This is a genomic window from Mucilaginibacter sp. dw_454 (genome assembly GCF_018449775.1).
GTDB lineage: Bacteria > Bacteroidota > Bacteroidia > Sphingobacteriales > Sphingobacteriaceae > Mucilaginibacter.
In genome coordinates this window covers 161,155-184,595 of the sequence record NZ_JAAVVB010000001.1, presented here as the reverse complement: position 1 = coordinate 184,595, position 23,441 = coordinate 161,155, and the positions used below count along the sequence as shown (strand labels likewise).

The window sequence follows — 23,441 nt, the reverse complement described above, 5'->3', positions numbered from 1 at the left end:
TATGAAGCGATTTTTTTGTTGGTTGATTCTTTTTTTGGGGTGCGCTGCTGAGGCGCTGGCGCAGACTGGTAGTGCGGCCAATCCACAATACGAGAAATCCCTGGAGTTTTTGCAGGGGGACGGCGTTTACGAGACGGGGGTCATGACTTTTCTGGCGGGGCTCAAAGACTCGATCTGGTCGAATTTTGATCTGTTTATTACCGATGCCAAAGCTTTGTCTGCCATTTTTATGATCATCTTTTTCGCGATCAAGAGTTATGAGATGATGGCCGGTGATAAGCGGATGGAGATCATGCCGCTGCTACGACCCTTCGGTTTGGCAATGGTGATTTTATGGTGGGGCACTTTTGTGAAAGTGGTGGCCTTCCCTACTGACCAGGTGGCGGTCAAGACCGAGGAGATGTTCGAGAGCGAGCAGAATAATGTCAATGACTTACGTTTCCAGCGGGCGGATTTGATGAAGCAAGTGGCCGATACCTTGTATAACTTCCAGGCGCAAATCGAGGTGGCGGCAAAAGAGTCAGATACCTGGTATGGTCAGGCCTGGGATGCGGTGACGAGTACGGTCAAGGAGGGTATTAGTACTGTTGTGGCGCCTTTATTGGAACTGAAGGCGCGACTGACGATCAGTATCCAGTTATTGATGACGCAGTTGCTGGAGCTGGCGGGAATCTGGATTTTGCGGATCGCGGTTTACATCATCTTTATGATCCAGATCATTTATTCGAGTATCCTGGTCATTTTGGGGCCGTTCGCGGTTGCGGCGAGTATCCTGCCGGCGTTCCGGGATAGTTTTTCGACGTGGGTCGCGCGCTTCGTGTCGGTTAACCTGTATTCGGGTATCGCTTATTTGGTGATGTATCTCTGCGCTTTGATGCAGAAGTATGCTTTGTCTTCAGAGATCAGTAAGTACCAGGAGTTGTTAAGGGTGGATGATGCTAACGCGACGATGGCCAAGATGGCGGTGTTCGCGGGTAACGGGGTGCTGTCTTTCGGGACGGTGATCATCGTGTTCTTTATCGGGGCGATCTGTATGTTTACGGTGCCCAGTATTTCGACCTGGATCATTTCGACTTCAGGGATCAGTTCGGCTTCGTCGAGCTTTGGCCGTGGTGCTTCCACTATGGCTGCGGTTGCCCGCCGCGCTTCGGGCAGCATTTTATAGCAATCCATTTTTTTCATGCTCATTAAAAATATTGAGGCCAAAGTCCGGCTGGCAACTTTCGTTGCGCTTGGGAGTTTGTTTATTGCCTTGCTGATGGATGTAGTTGGCTGGGCCTACGCGTACAAATTAGTGTCGGGCTCGCAGCGAAGTATCTATATTCTGGACAATAACGTACCCATCCTTGCCCGGCAGACAGATATGCAGCTAAACCGGCCTGCGGAGTACCGGGCGCACGTCGATTTGTTCCATTCGATCTTTTTTTCGCTGACGCCGGATGATAAGTATATCGAGTACCAGATGAAAAAGGCGATGTACCTGATTGATGAATCGGGGGTGCAACAATACAACGATTTGAAGGAGAAGGGCTTTTTTACCTCGATCCTGAGTTCCAGTTCGGTGCTGACCTTGCAGACGGATTCTATCCAGGTGGATATGCCGAAGCATTATTTCCGGTTCTATGGGAAGCTGAAGATCGACCGGCGTTCCTCGACGGTGATCCGTTCGCTGGTCACGGAGGGGAACTTGCAGGATATTCCGCGAAGTGATAATAATCCGCATGGGGTGCTGATCACGAACTGGAAGACTTTGGAGAATAAAGATTTGCAAAATGTTCAGAAAAATACATTCTAACCGCGACCCGAAAGCCACGCTTTATTCGGAATTAAAACGGGAGTTCTCTCCTTATTTTGAATCAGCAGGCGCCAAAACTCAATTGGCTTTGCAAAAAAATCCTAAGCCCTTTTTCTGGGGCATGCTCGCGCTTTTACTGCTTTCCGCCGTGTTGAGTTTCACGATTTTTAGAAAGCCTGCAACTCCGCAGCGTAAAGTTGGGGTGGTAAAGCCAGTTAGCAGAAAGAAGGTTCTTGATGATGGGTTTGAGCGCATTTTGGCTACTGGCGCGGCCCTGAAACGGACCTTGCAAATAAAATCCGAAGTAACCGGGCTTTTGGCAAAGGGCAAATTGAATCATGCGGATAGTTTAGCGCTGGAAGGGGCATTAGACTCTTTGGGGCAAATACAACATCAAATTAATCATTAATTATGGCTATAAATTTTAAGCAGCCGCGTTACATCCTGCCGCTGATACTCCTCCCCTTTCTTTGTTTGTTCTTTTATGTTTTTCATGCCAAAGCAGAAAAGCAGACGGGGAACGTAGCGAAAAAGGGCGGGATCCAGGATAATGTGGGCGAGGTCTCGTCCGATGTCCGCAAGAAGTCCTTGACGGATAAGCTGGACGCTTTCCGGAATACCTATAAAGAAACCGATGGCAATACAGCGGTTTCGCCGATCACCGATGATAATTCCAAAGGGCCGGTGTTTACGAGCCGGTATTCGGCACTGGAGAAGGCTCGTTTGGATTCGATCGATAACGCGATGAAAGCCAAATTTAATGTAAGGACCGCCGCGCCGAAAGATCAGGCATTTGCACAGGCATTAAACAATTGGAAAGCTAAAAATTCTTCGGCCCCAGTCAGGGAAAAGGCCGTGGAAAAAAGCGCTGATCCGATGCAATTATTTAAAACGCAGATGGCCTATATGGATAGTATGTCCAAAGTGGCTGATCCGGAATATAAGGCTGAACAAGCTAAAAAGAAAGAGGTTTCAAGGATTGCCGATCTCAAAGCTAAGGAAGTCAGTTTGCCCGTCAGCAAATCGGATGTGGCAACCGAAGATTTCAACACGGTCATGCCTCGAAACGAGAGCAGTTTTATTTCGGCAATGATCGACGAGAATGTCACCGGCTATGCAGGATCAAGGATTAGGCTGCGTTTACTGGAAGAGATCAAGGCGGGGAAGTTTGTGGTGCCAAAGGGTACTTACTTATATGCGGAGATCAACGGATTCAGCGGACAGCGGGTGACGCTGCTGGTGAGATCGATCTTACTGGCTAACCAGATCCTGCCGGTAAAGCTGGAGGTGTACGATATGGATGGGTTGCCCGGCTTGTTCGTTCCTAACTCGGCGTTCCGGGATTTTACCAAGGATTTGGGCGGGAATTCGATGCAGGGGGTCAATATTACGAATGGCTCCGAGACGGGGAGCCAACTCTTGATGAGTTCGGTGGATAAGGTTTTCCAATCGACTTCATCGGCGATTGCTTCGGCGATCCGGAAGAATAAGGCGAAGATCAAGTATAATTCTTATATCTATCTGATCGACCCACAGGCGCTGCAAAATTCACAGAAATCTTATTAGAACACATTTTTTATGAAGAAAGCATTTTTATTGTTCGGCCTCCTGATGTTGGCCTTGGGTTCGTATGCCCAATCAAATTTAGCTTCGGGTGTACATATGGCCGATCTTCCGATTGTCTATTTGCCGGCGAATAGTACGATACATTTTATTTCACCGGAAAATATCCAGTATGTAGACATCTCCGCTAAAAACCTTGTCGGCGATCTGCCTGTCAAGAATATCGTCCGGCTGAAATATAAAACGGATACACTGCAAAGTTCCAGTGATGCGGTGGTTACGATCGCGGGCGAAAAGTTCCTGGCGCAGTACCGGGTAGTTTATTCGCCGCCAAACGGCGGCGCAATTGAGAGTAATATTGAGATTGTACCCGCAGATATGCGGCTGTTGGATTTCCCCGGAATTAGCTTATCGCAAAAAGAATTGAGAGGCTACGCGGTCGATGTTTTTGCTCAAAAGCCAGAGCGCCATCTGGAACAAAGCAAAGCCTATGGGATCAAAGCGCAGCTTTATCACATCTACACCTTGGGTGACTATGTGTTTTTGGATTTGGGTTATGAGAATGGGTCGAAGCTGGCCTATGATATTGATGAGTTGCGGTTCAAGGTAGACGATAAGAAGATAACGAAGGCCTCGACGGTGCAGTCGCTGGAGATCAAGCCTGAATTGGCCTTATTTGATGTTGCGGGTTTTAAAAAGCGTTACCGGAATGTGTTTGTGTTTAAAAAGTTCACCTTTCCCGGCAATAAGTTATTGCATATCGAGCTCAGCGAAAAGCAGTTGTCGGGACGTATTATAACCCTGTCTATCCCTTATAAAGATGTACTGGATGCGGATGTGATTGAACCAACATCAACCATTAATCGGTTATGCCATTGGCGTAGGTTCATGGGCATGGTTCTTTTGGTGCTGGCATAAACGGCAAAATCGCCGCCGCCGCTTTTAGATGTAGAATTTTCACAGCGAAAATAGTGTTATAAACGCACTGCTAAATTTTCAAAGACTGGGAAATAAACTATATTTGCGGCAACAAGGAGTTCCCGTAGTTCAATGGATAGAATTGCTGATTCCGGTTCAGCTGATATGAGTTCGAATCTCGTCGGGAACACGAAAGCCTTTAGCAGATTGCTAAAGGCTTTTCTTTTTCCCGGCTTAGCGGCATCAAATTGATACTACTCATGAAACTAACCGCTGGATTTAGTCGCTCCTGTTTATCTTTTTTCTTGAGGTGACGAATGATTAAAGTCACCGCTTCCTGAACTTCATCAATTATCGACCAGTCTTTCTCGATATAAATATCCGTGGTCTTCCTGCCTTCGTCAACATGGTTCAGCATCATCGCGATATCGTCTTTGCTTTTGCGGCACTTATTCCTGGCCCAAGTAGCTACAATACTTCGCGCCCAATAAAAAGTCACCTTTGGTAACCCCTCATCCTCCCTTATTTTTCTCATCCCATTACTTAATGCGGTAGATAAGCCAACGCTTGTGGCAAATCGATGTTGCAATTTTCCAATATACTTCTCTACCAGAGGCTTGGCTTCGTCTATAATCTTAATACTTATAAATGCCCGGTCAATTCGCTTACCTTCAGTCTTTGAACGCATATATTCGAGCCTGCCGTTTCTGATATTAGTCTCGTCCATCTGGTAAAAATCGACCGAATTAGTGCCGCAGGTGTAAAAAGAAAGCATAAAAAGTTCACTCGCAAGCTCTTTCATCGAGCCTGGTGCACACTCATGATCCCGGATGGTTAAAACCTGATCGACATCCAAATTCTTTTTTGGCGTCTCAGGACGTTTGACGATTTTATACTTTTTAAATGGATAATGAACGATCCTGATGATTCCCAAATCTTCATCATTGAAAGTATCTCTGGCGACATTGAAAAGACTTCGCAAATCTCGCATATGATTATGTAAGCCGCTTGATGATAAGCCGGGGCTAATCTTTATGGACAGCTTCTCTCCCCTGCTTTGTCGCACCAGTTTACGCGGCTTCAGCAAATATTGCTCATACTGGCGGAGCATATTGGTGGTGATTTCTGAAATGTAAATCCTTTCCCTGCCAAAATAGTCAACCAGGCTATTAATCACCGCCCTGAAATTTGATGTCCCTTTGTTCTTTTCTAGTTTCAAGCGATTAACGTGTGCACGGCTGAACTCAATAAAATCAATCTCCTTTTTATTGTTCTTTACAAAATCGACAATTTGATCGCATGTCATCTGATCAATCCTCCCGTCAAGTTCGCCAATGCTCCTGCGATGTTTGTTGACAGTTTTGTCGACCTGTAAAATGATGATATTATCCTTGATCGCATTTTTCTTATTTAGCTGTTTTTGCGATACAAAATGATCCGTGTCCAAGTACCTTGATACCCGTTTATGAGTTATACGAATCTTGACGTTAAAAGTACCGTCAGATTTTTCATTATGTTTTAAAACCAACGCCTTTACTGTTGCCATTGCCTCTCCCCTTTTAGTAAAACATTTGTAAAACATTTTCGTAAAATTCGACAATTTTGCCTGTCGAATTTTACGTTTTTTAAACCGTCTTACAATACAAAAATATGCGTTTTTTGGCTAAAAACGCACTTTTTTAGAAAATTTTATATTTTTTTAGAGTCGGATAAAAATCCTGTGTTACGTGGTTTCCGGTACCATCGATATGAGTTCGAATCTCGTCGGGAGCACTTTTAATAATCCATCAACCTCCTCAAGGCTAAAATAAGGGTCTGACATTATCTTACTTTGTCATTTTAATGTCATAAACATCAATTTACCAAGTAGAAATCCGTGGTTTTTCATTTCCTCCATAGCGTATTTTATCGATCAATTTTTTATGACTTTTTCATTAAGAATAGCTATTCGTTGTTAAAATATCTTCCTTTTTTATTTTGTAGAATTTAATTTGGATACCAAAATATTCAGCACTTTAATTTTTCATACTCCTTTTGGTTGTGGTTTTATTCGCAACACGGAAATCACTTTTTCCGTAATTGCAGGAAATAATTAACCCCCTAACTCAAATTAAAAATGAAAAAAATCATTCTTTCAAGCGCATTGGCAGTCACGTGCCTCTCCCTCAAAGCGCAAAACGTGTTTACAGCAATCGATTCGCATGACGCGTTGGCTGTAAAATTCTTACTAAAAAACAGTAATGTTGATGTTAACCTCAAAGATGCAAATGGTAGCACTCCTTTAATCAATGCTGTAAAAACCGGACAGGACAGAATTGTTAAGCTACTATTGGAAAAAGATGCCAATATCGACATTAAAGACAAAAGCGGCCAGACTGCATTAATGTATGCATGCAGCAGCAAAAACACCGAAGAACTTTATTACATCGTTAGTCATTACCCAAATTTTGACGTTCAAAACAACGAAGGCCAAACAGCCCTGATCACAGCTGCCGCTATCGGCGATGCTACTGCGGTTAAAGTATTATTGGCTTACGGTGCTAAAGCAAATTTTAAAGATAATCAAGACAAATCAGCTTTAGATTACGCTAGACAAACCCAAAATGCCGATGCTATTAATTTGTTAGATGGTACTGTACCTGCAAATCAGAAAGAAACTGGTAAATAATACCGGGTTTTAAAATAAGTAAAGCGGATAGTACTAGCCTACCCGCTCACATGAACAAAAAAAACTCTAACCTCCTCTTTGTTCAATACTTATTATTCCAACTTTAACACCGTAAACTCTGTACGACGGTTTAGTTGTCTACCATCCGGATTATCTTTTCCGTTAGGTAATGAATTTGGCGCTATCGGTTTTGTTTTTCCGTAACCTTTGGCAAAAATCCTATCTGTTATTATCCCATTTTGAGTGATATAATCAACACACGCCTGTGCCCTATCTTGCGATAGTTTGTTATTATAGGCATCGCTACCAATAGAGTCTGTATGCGCTGCCAGCTCAATCTTGATCTTGGGGTTATCTTTCAATATTTTAATGATATCGTTCAATACTGTTTTTGATTCGTCGCGTAGATTAGCACTATTAAAATCATACAATATATTTTTGATGACCATAGGCTTATTAACCTTGAATGGCTGCAGGCAAACGTCGGCATTAACCAGTGTGTCGGCCACCATTCTTCCCGATGACGGGATGGACAGCACTTTGGTAAAATAGCCTTTATGCTCTAATTTTATATTATAAGGCCTGGTTGTTTTAACGCTGAATGAGTATTTGCCGTCGGCACTTACTATCTCCTCTTTCAACACTTTTTGCGTTAAAGAGTCGATAAAGCTAACTCTTGCGCTATCCAGAGGTTTATTGGTTTCACAGTCAATAACAATGCCTCCAAGTTCATGACGCTTATCGTGCATTTCGAACAAATCAAGGCAGCAGTCAGATTCGCGATCGGAGCTGACGTAAAATTTCTTCGCATCGTTTTTATCAGGATAATAATAGATATCATCTTTAGCCGAGTTCATGGGATAGCCCATATTTTTAGCTTCAGACCAACTGGTTATATTATCGGTACTTTCAAAAAAGTCAAATCCACCTAAACCGGTAAACCCTTTCGAACTATAAATTAACCGCTTTGTCGATTGTTCAAAGTATGGCGCTTCTTCGTCATAAGGCGTATTAATTGTACGCCCTAAATTGCTCGAATTGGTAGGCATACCATTGTCGTCTAAATTGCTCACCCAGATATCATCGCCACCCTGGCCGCCCGGTTTATTAGATACAAAGAACATGCGCTTACCATCGGCTGTAATAAATGGCTGGATAGATTTAAACCCATCAACATTGATATTACTATTTAACTTAACGGGCGTTCCCCACTCGCCGTTTTTAAGCTCACTCAAATATATTCCGTAAATAGTTTTTGCCCCGTCTTTGTACCAACGGCTCAAATACATCCGTTTTCCTGTAGGGTCCATAGCCGAGGTACCGTACTCCAGCTCATTCTTTTTCTCATCTTTTTTAAAGGTTACCATTTCTGGTATAACCTGGTTGTCGCCACTTATTTTATAGATTCTGTTAAGATGCCTTTTATCATCCTTAATCATTCTTGAAGAGGTAAAAACGTAACTACCATCTCTTTTAGTAAGCGCATAGTTAGATCCATCAGCATTCCAGACACCTTTCATTTTAACCGGCTCAATCAACGCAGGATACTCGTATTCTGCTTTTGCAAACTCGCAAGTATGGATCTCTTTTTTTGCCAGGCTAATGTATTGAGCATCGCCATTATAACCGTCTAAAAACTGCTTTAATTGTTTGATTGATTCATCAAAATGCTGATCGGCCCTTAAGCACACGCCATACCACAAACGAGCAAGTGGATATTTGGATTCGAGTTTTTCTGTTACAACCTTGTAGTACCACGGCTCTGCGTCCAGGTAATTATCGTACATGCGGTACGACTCGGCCAGCATAAAATACAGTTCGGTAGTATTAACATCTTTTGGTTTTACCTTGTCTCTTAGTTGCGACCGGTAAGGCAGCGCTTTTTCGGGCGCAGCATGTATATTGTCTGCGGCCTTTTTGTAAAAATAAGCAGCTGCATAGTAGTCCTTCTTTTTAAAGGAGTTATCGCCCAATATTTTATTTGAAACGTCCAGTTGCGCGTATGCAGTGATAACAAGGAAAGATATTAGAGTTGTTAGTAGGAGCTTTTTCATAGATGTGAATTAAAGTCTTGGACAGATAGGATCTGGTTGATTAACACGTTTGCGGAACACGTAGCTGATAGATAGCTCAGCGCCCCCAAGTGAGTTGGTTGCTCTGTTAAGCGACGAGGTATTAAAATCATAACTCGCGCCGATAATAAAATTCTTGACATCATAACCAACGTTAGCAATTGCGGCATCCTGGAAACGGTACATTGCGCCTATAATTAATCCGTTATTATTAGGCAACTTAATTTCAGAGTAAGCGCCTAATGCTTTCTCCTGCGCATTTTGCTGCCTGATATAAATGGCGTGCGGTGTGATGTCAAACATATCGCTTGCTTTGATGCGTAAACCGGCCTGGAAAGTATAGCGTATTGGTATCCGGCTGTCTGTTCCTTGCGCAGCAAACGGGTCCTTGGGTCTGGAAAGGTGGCCAACGCTTAGGCCACCAAACAAGTTTGCGGTAGTTGTAGGATCGCCATCATAATAAAAAACACCCGCGCCCGCGTCAAAAACAGTCGCCGCGTTGCTAGAAAATGTTTCGCCAGATGCCATACCAGGGTTAAAACCTGTTATAGGGTCGTATTGGTTGCCTAACTGCAATTTACTTTGATCAAAGCTGCGGTTAATTATACCGGCCTGTAAACCAAAACTTACCCGCTGGTTTTCATCATTTGATACTGCTACACTGTAGGCAAAGTTGGCGTAGGCCGTAAAATAATTAAAGCCTACGTCGCCCGCCGCCTGATTAAGTATGTTTAATCCTAAACCTACACCTCTGTCAGTACGCATATCGGCAGATACAGCGGTGGTTTTATAAGCGTTATTGATATCTGCATATTGATTCTTATAATTCGCAGTTACCCTTGCATCTCCATTTATTACCCCTGTAAGAGCAGGGTTTAGCCACATGGGATAGGCGTAGTACTGTGAAAAATGCGGATCTATCTGCGCTTTTAGCGAACCGGCTATAACTACCTGTAGTATGGCCGCTATTAATATTATTCTTCTCATCGTATTAGTGTAACTGTTCCTTTTTTAGTGATTAATTGACCATCATTCATGGTGGCTTCGACGTAGTAAACGTAGACGCCTACCGGCTGGGCTGTGCCTTTATAGGTACCATCCCATCCGCTGCCTTGTGTGGCCGACTTAAATTGTAACTCGCCCCATTGATCGTAGATCCAAAGGCTTACACTCTTAATGTTAGTACCATATACATATAGAATATCATTCTTACCATCGCCATTTGGTGTAAAGGCATTCGGCACAAAAATTCCATCGCCAAACGGATTGCTTGATTTGCCTGTAACCGCCTGCGAGTTAACACCAGGCTGGCATAGGCTTACCGCCCGCACTATAATGGTCACGCTTTGGTTTGGCTGAAGGCCCGATGCTGTGTAGCTTGATGCCGTGCCGACGCTTGTAAACGTGGCTCCTTTATCAAGGCTTACCTGGTATTCAACTGCATCTGTAATGGCGTTCCATTGGAAGGTTACGCTCGATGCCGTAGTTGTACCCACAGTTACTATCGGCGCCACAAGTGGCTGTGTTATGGTTACGGTTGCCGTAGTTACTGCTGATATACAACCGGTGCTATTTGTTGCCTGTGCATAATAAGTAGCATCGGCATTTAAGGCTGGAGTTGTAAAACTGTTGCCTGCAACTAACAAGTTTGTAGCAGCCGCATCACTATACCATTTAATGCTGATGTTAGGATCATTATTAGTTACCGATAAGGTAGCGGCAGTACCCGGACATACGCTGACATTATTTGCAGCCAACTGTGGTGCGCCCGGCGGAGGTACAACTGTAACACTTACTGATGCACGTGTTGAATTGCTACAGCCGGTTGCGTTAACAGCCTCGGCATAGTAAATAATACTTGAGTTGACGTTATTAACCGTGAAGCTGTTACCTGTACCCAAAGCAGTACCACCAGCCGATACACTGTACCAGTTATAGGTATAACCAGGTTGCGGGTTACCAATAGTCAATGTTACAGTTGAACCTGTACAAGTTGACACCGAAGCGCCATTGGCGATAATTGGCGTTTGCGGCAGATCCTCCGTAGTTACCTGTATTTGCACCAGGTTGCCACTTGTACAGCCTGCTGTATTTGCAGACGCTACATAGTAATTAGTAGTTGTTGTGATAGGATCTGTTACATAAGTTGTACCAACAAATAACAGGTTTGCACGTGCCGGCGAGTCGTACCAGTTATAAACAACGCCAGCTACAGGCGAAGTTATACTTAATGTTGCTGCCTTGCCATAGCAAACAACAGGGTTGTTACTGTTTACAGTTGGATCAGCCGGTATAGCGTTGATAGTAACGGTTACCTCGGCCAGTGTTGATGAACTACACATACCTGCGTCAGAAGCCTGAACATAATACTTAGTAGTTGTTGTTAAAGCTGGAGTAACAAACTGTGTACCCACGTATAATAATGTTCCGTTAACGGGCGCGTCAAACCATCTGTAAACCTGGTCTGCCTGAGGGTTGCTTATTGTTAGCGTAGCAGCGCTGCCTTCGCAAACACTTAAACCGCCCGAAGGGCTAGATACAGTTGGCGGCGGCGGAACAGGATTGACAGTGATGTCCGTTCTGGTACGGGTATCGCTTACGCAACCGGTACTGTTTACTGCTTCTACATAGTAAGAAACATTAGCGGTTATGTTAAGGATGTTATAAGTGGTGCCGATAAATACTGGCGCTCCGCCAGTGGCATCTGCGTACCATTTGTATTGCAAACCGGCTATCGGGTTTACAACACTTATAGCCACATTACCACCACTACAAACTGCTGTTTGCGTAGCATCTAATGTTGGCGCATTAACCTGGTTAGATATAGTAACATTTACCGCGGTACGGCCCCCGTTGTTAACACACAAAGTTGTTGTATTAACAGCTTCAACAAAGTAAGTTGTATTTTGGCTGATGTTGCCTGTGGTAACGGTAGCACCAGTGAAAGCCAGATTACCGCCTACTGCTGCATCATACCAATTATAGGTTACACCGTTTTCTGCATTAGCAACCTGTAAGGTAGCAGGGCTGCCTGCACAAGTTTGTACATTGGTAGATTGAGTCCCTGGTTTTGATGGTCGCTGATTTACCTGTACGGTTGCATGCGTACGCGCAGAACTTGTACAAGTACCGTTAGTAAACTCAACATAGTAATCTGCATTTGCAATTGGTGATACCTGGTAGTTATTACCTGTGAATAATAAGGTACCACCTGTTGGTGCATCATACCAGTTAATGGTCGCTCCTGCGCCATTTGTTACCGATAGGATAACGTTATCGCCAGAACATATTTGTAAATTATTTTGTGTTAACGTTGGATTTTGTGGGGCAGGGGTTACGTTAACTGTTGCTGCTACCCTATTTGGGTTAACGCAACCGGTTGCAGTGCGGCTACTTTCAACAAAAAAAGTAGTAGTAGCGGTTAACGGACCGGTGGTATAATCGGTACCGGTATGCACTACATTACCGCCAACAGCTGCATCGTACCAGGTGTAGGTTACATTTGCATGCGTATTAGTTAACGTAAAGGTTGCTACGTTGTTAGCGCAAATATTTACCGTACTATTTGGCAGTTGTGGTGGTGCCACTTGTTTGCTGGCATAGTAAATATTAACCGTGTTAAATAAAGATGCCAAAGTCGAACTGAATTTCAGCTCTACCCTATCAAACGTAGCCCCCGGAGCAAACTTAACCAGTGCGCTTTGACCGCCTGGCAATATTTGCAAACGTATCAGACTGCTACTTAAAGCAATTTGGTCTGCATTTGCTGTTGCACCGTTATAAGATTGAATTTGCAGCTGATCTAAAACACCAACTGATAAAAGACTTACCGGCAATTCAAGTTTTACTGTAACAGTATCGCCAACTATGCCCTGGTCTGCAAATATTAATTGCTGGGATACATTTGCGCCTAACACACTGATAGGTACGCTTAATTGACTAAAGTTAGATACATCGTTATCAATTGCATTATTAGGGTTATTTATAGTACAACCGATACATAATCCGCTAACGTTATTTAATTGAGACGAAGCAAAATCGCACGAAGTGGAGAATACAGGGTTTACTATTACAGTAATTTGAGTACGTGTAGGGCTGGTACAACCTGTTGCTGTAAGCGCGCTCTCTACATAGTAAGTTGTATTTGAAGTTAAAATTGGTGTAGTATAATTAGGCCCTACAAAGAAAGACGAACCGCCGGTTGCCGATGTGTACCAGTTAAACACCACTCCAGGCGTAGTTGAAGTTGCAGTAAGATGAGCCACCTGGCCTGAAGTTATTTGTCCGCCTGCATCGGTAACTGTAACTAGCGGGGCAACCGGTGCCGGGTTAACAACAACATCTATCTCAGCTCTTGTTGGGCTGGTACAGGTACCAGAAGCAGCCTCTACAAAGTAAGAAATATTAGCCGTTAATGTTGGTGTTGTAAACTGTGGACCTACAAATATTGGCGTGCCGCCTGTTGAGGCGGTATACCAGTTAAAGGTAACTCCTGGTTGTGGCGATGTAGCTGTTAAAACAGTTACCGAGTTTGCACACACCTGTACAGGGCCGGCTGGCACCACCGGAACGACCGGAGTAGTAGTAACGGTAGCCGTTACCTGTGTACGGGTTGAACTTCCGCATGAGCCGGTACCGCTTGCTTCGACATAATAAGAAGTTGTTGCATTTAGCGGAGCAGTTGTATAGGTAGGGCCGGTAAATATTGGTGTGCCGCCTACTGCCGCTGTATACCAGTTAAAAGTTACACCATTTACCGGTTGTGGTGTAAAGCTGGCAACCTGACTAGAACATACGGTTACGTTAGGCACGGCTACTATTGGCGCATCAGGTATTGGAGTAACGGTAACTGTTGCCGGGGTGCGTACACCCTGTACGCATCCATCAGCTGTTCTGCTGGCTTCGGCGTAATAGGTTATAGTGGTTGATAAAACTGGGGTAGTGAACGACGTTCCGGCGAATACAGGCGTTCCACCTGTGGCAGAAGTATACCATTTTACAGTTACGTAGCTTGGTACCGTAGCTGCAAGCGTTACCTGTGTTCCGGCACATGCAGTTACGGCTGGAACAGCTATAACCGGTGCAGCAACTTCCTGATAAGCGTCATATACGTTGACAGCGCTTAAAACATTTGCTACTACCGCGTTTAATCTAATTTCAACACGATCAAAATCGGCACCGGCTTTAAACACTACTCTGAAACGATTGGTTCCGTTTAATAAGTTAATTGTCAATAATGCTCCGTTTACATTGAAACGGTCGTTATTATAAGTGGCACCATTATAGGTAGCCAGGCTTATTTGTGAAAGTACTCCTGCACTTAATAGTGAGCCAGGTATACCTAGCTCAACTACAACACTGTCGCCTGCGCGGCCTGTGCCTGCAAAACGCAAAGTTTGTTCGGCATAATTACCTAACAAGCTTACCGGAACACTAATTTGTGAGAAAGTATTACGATCTGCGTCGACCGCCGCCGCGGCATTATTAACTGCGCAGCCTAAACAAAGCAGACCGGTAGTTGCCGAAGTTTGATCAATAGCAGCGTCGCAATGTACCGGATCTACCAGTGGATTGTTTACCGTAACAATCCCACTTGCGCGGGTTGCTGATATGGCGCCGGTAGCTATAACCTGAGCTTCGGCATAATAAGTTGTATTAGCAAAAAGGTTTGGCGAGTTAAAGGTTGCACCTGTAAATACGCTGGTACCTCCTGTTGGTTGGGTATACCAATTAAATTTAACGCTAGGTGTTGTTGACGATGCTGTTAAACTGGCCGAAATGCCCTGATTAATTGATTGGGTTGGCGGCGTAACTGTAACATCAGGAATTACTACTGGTGTTACCGTTACATCAACCTTAGTTCTGTCTGGCGACGGACATGTACCGGTAACCGCTTCTGCATAGTAGCTTGTGTTAGCGCTTAAAGCCGGCGTTGTAAACGTTGTGCCGGTGTGCACCAAATTGCCGCCGGTAGCTGCATCATACCAGTTTATAACTGCGTTGTTAACCGATGTGGCGGTAAACGTTGCCGTTTGGCCAGCGAATATGGCAGTAGTAGTTGGAGCCACCGCAGGCTTTACCGGCGGATCATTAACCAATACTTGTATTGGGTAACGTGTTGGGCTGACACAAGTGCCACGGCTATATTCAACATAGTAAGTTGTATTTGCATTTAAAGGGCCGGTTGTATAACTGGTGGTGCTTGATAATAATGTGCCGTTTACAGGTTGATCATACCATTTGAAAGATCCATTTGCAGGACCTGTAATGCTTAATGTTGCCGGGCTGCCTTTACAAATTTCTGGATTGGCATTAGCAAAAATCACTTTAGGATATTGCTGAACAGCATAATAGATCTGCAAAGCATTCAACAACGTAGCCACTCCCGAATTAAGCCTGATGGCCACCCTATCATAAGCCCCTGTAGCAGGAATGAATACGGCATATTTATTACCAGACCCTAATAATCGCAGGGTTAAAAGAGAATTATCAAGCGTATAAGTGGTTAGTGGTGTTGCACCGTTATATAGTGTAACAGAAATGCTGCCTAACAAACCAACATCGGCCAAATTAACCGGACTCTGAAATACCAATTTAACGGTATCGCCGGCGAAGCCTGCTTGTTGAAATTGAAGTTGCTGTTCAACATATCCACCCAATAAACCTATAGGCACATGTAAAGTTGATGCTGTTGTTGTATCGGCGTCTGTAGCCAAAGCAGGATTTTCAACACTACATCCGATACATAGGATACCGCTGGTTGTATTGGTTTGCGCGTTGGCAAATGTACAAGGCGAGTTATTATTGATATTTACGTTAATAGTTATTGCTGTACGGTTTGCCGATTGACAGCCGGTTGAATTGGTAGCACTTACATAATATGTTGTAGTAGCATACAGTGCCGGAGTTGCATAAGTTACTCCAGCAAACACAGGAGTTGCCGCTGTAGCAGATGTATACCAATTATAAACGATACCGGTTTGAGAGTTTGTTACTGATATAGTAGCACTCTGGCCCGCTGTTATGGTTAAGCTGTTGGCAGCAAGTACCGGATCGGCTGGTTTAGGCTGTACAGTCACCGTCGCTTGTGCACGTGTGGTACTATTACAACCGGTGGCATTAACTGCCTCAACAAAATAATTAGTGTTAGCATGTAAAACAGGAGTAGTAAAGTTTACACCTGTAAATATTGGCGTTCCGCCGGTTGCAGCAGTATACCAGTTATAAGTAACCCCACTTACACCGGTAACTGATAATACCGCTACGTCGCCATCGCAAATTGTAGTAGTTGGCGAGGTTAATGTAGGCACGTCTGGCAGTGCGCTTACAGTAGCCGTTACCGCCGTGCGGGTTGGGCTTACGCAAGTTCCGCCGGCAACAGCCTCGGCATAATAAGTTGCGTTAGCTGTTAATGCACCGGTTGTAAAATTATTACCTGTAAAAATTGGTGTTCCGCCAGTGGCAGCTGCATACCAATTAACAGTGACACCGGTAACAGGAGTAGCAGCAAAAGTGGCCGGTTGCCCCGGGCACACCGTTACCGCACTATTAATAACCGCAGGTGCTGCCGGTATTTGATTCACCGTTATAGTAACAGGCGTTCTGGCTGATTCTTCTGAACAACCCGCCCGGCTTGCAGATACATAATAAGTTGTGGTTGCATTTAAAGCCGGTGTTGTATAACTACCGCCTACAAAAAATGCGGTGCCGCCGGTAGCAGCGGTATACCAGTTAAATGTGGTATTTGGTACAGCAGTAGCTGTCAAGGTAGCTGCACTGCCGGCGCATAACTGTACATTACTGGTGGCTACGTTATTGTATTTAATAACAGGTTTGGGTATTATCCGCTCTATTTCATAAACATTTAATGAGGACAATACATTGGCAATCCCCCCGCCCAGCGCTACCTGTATCCGGTCGAATATTTTTGTCGGCGCATAGGTTATTGAAAACCGCTGCACATTGTTTGTGAGGTCAAGCAGTTGTAAATTAAGTAGGCCCGAACTAACCGTCTGAGCATCATTATTACTAACGTTTCCATTAAAACTTGTAACCGATACATTAGATAAAACACTCGCGGCAAGCAATGCCGATGGTACGCCCATAATTACCTTTACCGAATCGCCTATTACTGAAAGCGACTGATATATTAAGGTTTGTTGTGTAGAAGCACCTACTACACCCACTCCCGCGTTTAATGTCGCGAATGTAGTAACGTTTCCATCAAATGATTGTAGCGGATTAACTACGCCACCAATATTGACACCTAAACCTAATATCGCAGATGATGACCCATGGATCTCATCTATAGCTGTATTACATGGTACAGCGGTAGGACCAAAATAAAAGGCTTCATATAAATATATACTACTTAATGCACCTAACAGGCCGCCATTAAGTGTTACCCGCACCCTGTCGTATGCTCCTGATGGTGCAAACTTTATTTCAACCTCATTATTGTTACTGGCCACATTTACTAAGGTCGAAGCAGTTAGGGCAGCCCCAACAGCGTTACTTCCATTATATGCCTGAACCGTTATGCCGCCAAGGGCCGTCAGACTAAGTAAATGATCGCCGCTGCCAAGCTTTATTGACACCGGCGTGTTTGCTGCAACTGCACTACCTGGAAAAATAAGTTCCTGGTAAGTTGTTGCAGCTATACCTACACTTACATTTAATGTTGAAAAACTTTGGAGATTGCCGTCTGCAGCTGCCGCTGCATTACTAACTGTGCAGTTAAGACATAATAGCCCTGTTGCGCCTGTATGCTGTGTTGTAGCATAAATCTGTTGTGCACGACTAATGAACGGAGATGCACAGAAGATAAATAACAGTAAGCAGTAACGGTAAAAAGTAGAGGTTATTTTCATGTAGTAATGGTTTAAATGCGATTTAAAATTACTAACACCCTACCAAGTGCGTCTGCTACAGTTTGTTCATTTCAATTCAGTAAAATCTTTAAAATGCCATTTTAAAAAAAATGTTCACTTCCGTTCATCATCTAGTATATTCGATCAAATAAAACCCGTTCAGTAACCACTACTTTCCATTTGTAATAAAAATGATACAACTAAAGGTTGTGTAGACATGAGCAATACCGCTTATTTGCTGCTCTATAATAAAATTAGATTTTTTCATTCCTAATAGGAGTACATCTAGGTTATTAAATATCTCTATTTTATATGCGTAAAAGACTGTAAATGAGCTAATTTTAAATTAAAACGAAATTATTTTTTTATATAAATAATTTTTTTATTTTTATATAAAGTCAATTATAAACACCCTACTAAAATTTGGTATTATTGAAAACCATTCATTTAACCCCCGCATTCGAAATCAAAATGGCAGACCAATCCCCAATTAAGTGTCGTTCACTTTTGCTATAGATCGTTCATTACTGTTCAGTGGGGTTTTTTGCACCCATATAGGCTTATTTTAGATTGATGAGGAATTTCTATAATCATTGATTAATGGAAACAAATCACCAATCAATACCGCGCATTATTTATACCTAACATTGCACAACTACTTACTTAATTTTTATGCTGCCCCATCATTTTAATCTGTTGAAGAAACGTGTACTTGATACGGCGAAACTTACCAATTTTACATCGTCTGACTGCAAAACGTTAAGTGCATTAATATTTATTAAAACAAAGAAAAGGCTAAGTGAAACCACTTTGAAACGTGTTTATGGGTTTGCACACAGTAAATTCCAGTCTTCACAGTTCACTATTGACACATTAGCAGACTATTGCGGCTACAAAAACTGGATGGCATTTTTAAATGAACATACCTCTCAACCGCAATCGGGCAAAACTGCCGATTGGATTAATTTAAGCAATGATGCATCCAGAATTACCAGTCTTACTTTGCGCGCATTACAAAAACGTTCAGGAGTACCTTATAAGAAAACCATAAAGAGGAAATTTATTGATGAACATTTAGAGAGCTTTTTATCTTCAGAATATATCGCTACGGCGTTAATTGCCCCCTCTGGGCATGGCAAAAGCATAGCCCTGCTACACTGGATAGAAGAAAGACTGCTTTTAAACGCTTATAATAATATTAACGATATCATATTATTCTTTAGTACATCATCATTAATGTCGGTATTATCCAGTGGGCAGGATATACATACCTGGCTGTTGTCTTTACTGGGATATAATCGTACCGAAATATTAAACATGCTTTTGCATGGTAAGGAAAAAAGTACCGGCAAGTTTTTTCTGATCATAGACGGGTTTGATGAACACCTGTTCAACACTGATCAGTTTCAGTTGGTGCTTACTCAAGTAATGGATATATTTTCATTGTATGAAAAAAGCGACGCATTCAGAATTATATTTACGATGCGCTCAGACACATGGATAAATAATCAACATGCTTTAAATAATGATGAAAAACGTTGGTTTACTGGCTATAACACCAATTATGATACTTTTAGCAACGTACCCCTGTTTACCCATGACGAGTTGTATGATCTTTGTTATGGCCTGAACCCATTGGTACATATTAATATCGATGCAGAAACCATAAACGTATTAGCTAATCCGCTATATTTTCAGATCTACTATAAATTAAACAGAGATCATTTCTCGTTAAACAACATAGGGCAGTTATACCGGTACGAAATAGTATCATCTTTTATATTGGATAAAATTTACCTGGATAAACACTCCTCAGAAAAGATATTGTTCTTGTATGAATTGGTTGATATGATGTGTCTTAAAAAAGGTATATATCATGTCGACAAAATTAAAGCGGATGCGCTTTTCGAAAGACATAACTATGTTTATCACGAGCTGCTTGGCCTTGAATTTTTAACAGAGTTTAACAAAAGCGTCGATTTTCAGCACAACACTTACATTGAGTTTGGTAATAAAGACTTTTTAGAATATATCATTGCTCAAAAGTTACTGGCCGACAATGACAACCAATTTAATTTAAAACTGATACAAGACGCAAATCTGCTTTTAAATAACGATTTGAAACTCGATGTTATTAAATGGGTTATTGTGTACGCTATTAAAACCGATCCTAATTACAACTTAAATCACTTAGTAAGTGCAGAGCTACCACTAAATAAAAAGGCCGAACTTATTAACTTTATAGGAGAGATTTTTAACGCTCCGGCATCAGCTGCACCGGGCAGGCATCTGTTCAGATCAAACTTTGATAATGAGTTATTTAACTTCTTTTTTGGATTAGAATATATATCTGTCGAGTATGAAAAAACCTTACAGACCTTACTGAGATTTGATCTTTCAAACGAAAAACAAATATTGGTTAGGTGCTGCCTGGCTATGATATCTATAGTAAAAATGGATTTAAAGGCAATAGATGCCCAGATTATAAATCTTAAAAAGATACCTCAGATTGACTTTTTTAAATATCCTATAGATCCGTTAAGCTGTTTAGATGCTATATACCATTATCTAAAATATGGTATCATTAAAAAAGACGCACTGATAGATATTACGAAATTTTATTTTAACCCTTTAACACAGATAAATGGCTTAACTAATACTATTGCTAATGATATTATATACATTTTGGCGGCGCGTACGCTACAAATATCAGCAAGGCCACAGAAGGTGATACGCTTTATACAAGTGCTTAACAAGCACTATAAGGATTTCTCAAACTTTGCAACAGAGTATACCTTCTTTTTAAAAAATATATTAGCCGACGCTTATTTTGTGCTTAATGATAAAAAGAATTTGTTAGACACCTATAAATCTATCTTAAAGCTGGGCAATTACTACGACGATTCTTACACACCTTATATCAGTATATTTTACCATTCGTTAAATATTAAGGTAGCTCTTATTAAGCATGAATACGAATCTATAAGTGCAGAATACAAATGCTTTGCCCACATTGCCGATAAGCACGAGTTGAAATTGGAAAAATTTTACCTGATATCGTTAATGTTAAAGAAAGGGCCATTAACCGCCGAGTTGGAGTTATCACAGTTTTATAAACAATTATATTACGAACGTTCTAAATTAACTGTACAATTGGGTATAACAGAGCTCTTAGAACGACAGGAAATTTAAATTTGCGGGTTAATAACCCTTTCATTCAAAAGTTTCAGGATATTTTCATAGAGTTCATCCGGGCTAAACGGCTTGGCAATAAAGCCGTCCATGCCGTTTCTAAAGCATTTGTCACGTTCTTCTGTGCTGACATGGGCGGTCACCGCTATAATCGGGGTATTTCTTTTATCGTTTTTCCAATCTCTGATGGCTGTTGTGGTTTCGTAACCATCTAGTTCGGGCATGTCCAGGTCCATCAATATTATATCGTATTTAGCCAGTTTTAATCTTTCCAATACGCCATAGCCATCGGTTACCATATCAACATAAAAGCCACGTTGTTCCAAAATTCTACTCATCAGTAATCGGTTTAATTCATTATCATCGGCAACTAATACTCGTGTGCCGATTTTGTTATCATCAATAAGGGCAGATTTCAAGGTGTCAGGCCTGTTATTGACGCCTCCGCTTACGGTTGGTTTTTTATTAAATGGCAGCAATACCGTAAAGTCAGACCCACCTGGCGAACTGGATCTTAACCCTATCCTACCTCCTTGCAATTCGGTAAGCCGCTTAGCAATACTCAGCCCCAGGCCTATGCCGCCAAAACTTTTATTTTTATTAACCTGCTCAAAACTTTCAAATATTGTCCTTTGCTTTTCGGCCGGTACGCCTATTCCAGTGTCTTGTACGCTAAACTCTACCCATATATGCTCATCGGTTTCATCCATGTATAGCACTTCAACAAAAACAAAGCCTATAAAAGTATACTTAATGGCATTTGATACCAGGTTTATTAATATTTGATACAGACGCATTTCATCGCCATAAACCACTTTAGGTATCTTTTCGTCTACCACAAAGTTTATTATCAAAGATTTTTTGGCAGCATCAATTCTTGACATGGATATAGCGGTATGTACAGCTTCATATAAACTAATGCTTTTATGTTCCAAAAAAACTTTCCCGGCTTCTAGCCTTGAAAAATCAAGTATGTTATTTAATAAAATCTGCAAGAATTCGCTCGATTTTAAGATAGCGTCAATATATTCAGTTTGCTCATTATTCAGGTTAGAATGTTCCAGCAAGTAGGCAAAACCAATAATAGCACTCATTGGTGTGCGTATTTCATGGCTCATGTTGGTGATAAATAATTGCTTTATTTTTTCAGATTCTTCGGCCCGTTCTTTTTGCCTTATCGTACGTACCTCAGATTCTTTTAACTCGGCAATAGTTTGCTCCAGCCTATCTGTCATTTTATTAAAAGCCACGGCCAAAATACCTATCTCATCGCGCGAATAGACTTTAACACGAGTGTTAAATAATTCGTTGGATACCATTTCTGCACCTTTAATAATTTCTTTCAACCCTTTTTCTATCCCTCTGCTTATAGATATCGCAATCAATATCCCTGTTATTTCAACGGTTAGCGCCAAACCTATTAATATCCTCAAAATAAGTTGCTCGAACCAGCGAGAGCCTTCTCCCAGCGTGTAAGAAAAATTATCCTCAAGTGGCGTCAATTGCGCATTTATTTTTTCGATATAACTGAGAACCTGATTAGTTTCCGAACGTGATATATTGCCGGAAACTATATCCTTATGCAGTTGCTCACTTACCGGTATTAACCGCAGCATTGCGGCTTCGGCTTTCTCCCAATAAAAAATGGTATGTGCTATATACTTATTTTGGTTAAAACGCAGCATCAATTTAATCATGCCATCAATATCGTCCGGATGAATGCGCCCTTCTATAAAACCTTGCCTGGCCATTTCCAGGTCGGGATCTTTTTTTTCAAGCGCCTTCCTGGCTTTGCCGTCCCCTAAAGGCACTTTTAAAAACTGCTGAAAGGCTATATAATCTTTCTCATTGCGCGAATATGCATATAAACGTAAGCTTGCTACAGCATCTTTTTGAGCCTTTGACCAAAGTCCCTCGCCACCAACAAATGAACGCACGGATGATAGGGTCTGAATTGCGAAGCCAAGCGTGAACAACTCCATCACTATTAAAAATGCCATGATTCCTATGGTGAAATAGAGTTTTTTTGATATGGGAATGTTCTTAAACCATTTTTCGAGAAAGAAAGATCGCATATATTTTTTGTGCTTTTTTTGAATTTAGATTCCTAAAATAACTAAAAACCACACCGCTGTTTTGTTCATAATATGCAATGTTAATGGTTGCGGTTCACAACTAATCACTCATTAAATATTTGTTCATTATCGGTCGCTTGGAGGGTAATTAAACTGAACGTGAATGGCCTAAAATCCGGTTTAGCTATGTGATATTTTTGGGTAAAGTCAATGATTATACGTTGGCTTTTAACCTTACCCACAATTATTAACTGTTGCTAACCGTGTTCGTAGTCAGAAGAAAAAAAG

At 42.0% G+C, this 23,441-nt stretch carries 12 protein-coding genes and 1 tRNA gene; 8 read left to right on the top strand and 5 right to left on the bottom strand.

What is annotated here, in order from left to right; all coding sequences use genetic code 11:
* The first annotated feature begins 1 nt into the window (after position 1).
* The 6 genes from HB679_RS00820 (at position 2) to HB679_RS00795 (ending at position 4,466) form a co-directional block, all read left to right on the top strand.
* A complete protein-coding gene (locus tag HB679_RS00820; protein WP_214070042.1) occupies positions 2–1,165 on the top strand; it encodes a plasmid transfer protein in 1,164 nt (387 codons plus the stop codon).
* 15 nt (positions 1,166–1,180) lie between these two features.
* Positions 1,181–1,795: a conjugative transposon protein TraK gene (gene traK / locus HB679_RS00815; RefSeq protein WP_214070041.1), complete on the top strand. Its 615-nt coding sequence runs from the start codon at positions 1,181–1,183 to the stop codon at positions 1,793–1,795.
* Positions 1,773–2,204 (top strand): hypothetical protein, encoded by a 432-nt coding sequence (locus tag HB679_RS00810; protein ID WP_214070040.1) that lies wholly within the window; start codon positions 1,773–1,775, stop codon positions 2,202–2,204. The genes traK and HB679_RS00810 overlap by 23 nt, the downstream gene beginning before the upstream one ends.
* Before the next feature lie 2 nt (positions 2,205–2,206).
* A complete protein-coding gene (gene traM, locus HB679_RS00805) occupies positions 2,207–3,361 on the top strand; it encodes a conjugative transposon protein TraM (protein ID WP_214070039.1) in 1,155 nt (384 codons plus the stop codon).
* Between the two features lie 12 nt (positions 3,362–3,373).
* On the top strand, positions 3,374–4,276 hold the full coding sequence (gene traN, locus HB679_RS00800) for a conjugative transposon protein TraN (RefSeq protein WP_214070038.1): 903 nt from the start codon (positions 3,374–3,376) through the stop codon (positions 4,274–4,276).
* Positions 4,277–4,394: 118 nt separating this feature from the next.
* Positions 4,395–4,466, top strand: a tRNA-Arg gene (locus HB679_RS00795).
* A 9-nt stretch (positions 4,467–4,475) separates the two neighbouring features.
* Here HB679_RS00795 and HB679_RS00790 read toward each other — a convergent pair.
* Entirely contained in the window at positions 4,476–5,822 is a 1,347-nt protein-coding gene (locus HB679_RS00790) for a phage integrase SAM-like domain-containing protein (RefSeq protein ID WP_214070037.1), read from the bottom strand.
* 570 nt (positions 5,823–6,392) lie between these two features.
* Here HB679_RS00790 and HB679_RS00785 point away from each other — a divergent pair.
* The gene (locus tag HB679_RS00785) at positions 6,393–6,944 is read left to right on the top strand and encodes an ankyrin repeat domain-containing protein (RefSeq protein ID WP_214070036.1); all 552 of its coding nucleotides are present in this window, start codon (positions 6,393–6,395) and stop codon (positions 6,942–6,944) included.
* A gap of 92 nt (positions 6,945–7,036) precedes the next feature.
* Here the strand turns inward: HB679_RS00785 and HB679_RS00780 are convergent, their stop codons facing one another.
* From HB679_RS00780 to HB679_RS00770, 3 genes are read right to left on the bottom strand one after another with little or no spacing between them, the layout of a single operon-like run.
* Positions 7,037–8,998 carry an OmpA family protein gene (locus HB679_RS00780; RefSeq protein WP_214070035.1) on the bottom strand — a complete coding sequence of 654 codons (1,962 nt, stop codon included), beginning with the start codon at positions 8,996–8,998 and terminating at the stop codon, positions 7,037–7,039.
* A 9-nt stretch (positions 8,999–9,007) separates the two neighbouring features.
* Positions 9,008–10,003: a PorP/SprF family type IX secretion system membrane protein gene (locus tag HB679_RS00775; protein WP_214070034.1), complete on the bottom strand. Its 996-nt coding sequence runs from the start codon at positions 10,001–10,003 to the stop codon at positions 9,008–9,010.
* Positions 10,000–17,886 carry a gliding motility-associated C-terminal domain-containing protein gene (locus HB679_RS00770; protein WP_214070033.1) on the bottom strand — a complete coding sequence of 2,629 codons (7,887 nt, stop codon included), beginning with the start codon at positions 17,884–17,886 and terminating at the stop codon, positions 10,000–10,002. The genes HB679_RS00775 and HB679_RS00770 overlap by 4 nt, the downstream gene beginning before the upstream one ends.
* Positions 17,887–18,558: 672 nt before the next feature.
* Between HB679_RS00770 and HB679_RS00765 the strand changes: the two genes are divergently transcribed.
* Positions 18,559–21,078: a hypothetical protein gene (locus tag HB679_RS00765; RefSeq protein ID WP_214070032.1), complete on the top strand. Its 2,520-nt coding sequence runs from the start codon at positions 18,559–18,561 to the stop codon at positions 21,076–21,078.
* On the opposite strand, the gene HB679_RS00760 is transcribed toward HB679_RS00765, so the two are convergent.
* Positions 21,075–23,078, bottom strand: coding sequence for a response regulator (locus HB679_RS00760; protein WP_214070031.1), 2,004 nt, complete (start codon positions 23,076–23,078; stop codon positions 21,075–21,077). The two genes, HB679_RS00765 and HB679_RS00760, sit on opposite strands and share 4 nt — an antisense overlap.
* Positions 23,079–23,441 lie beyond the last annotated feature (363 nt).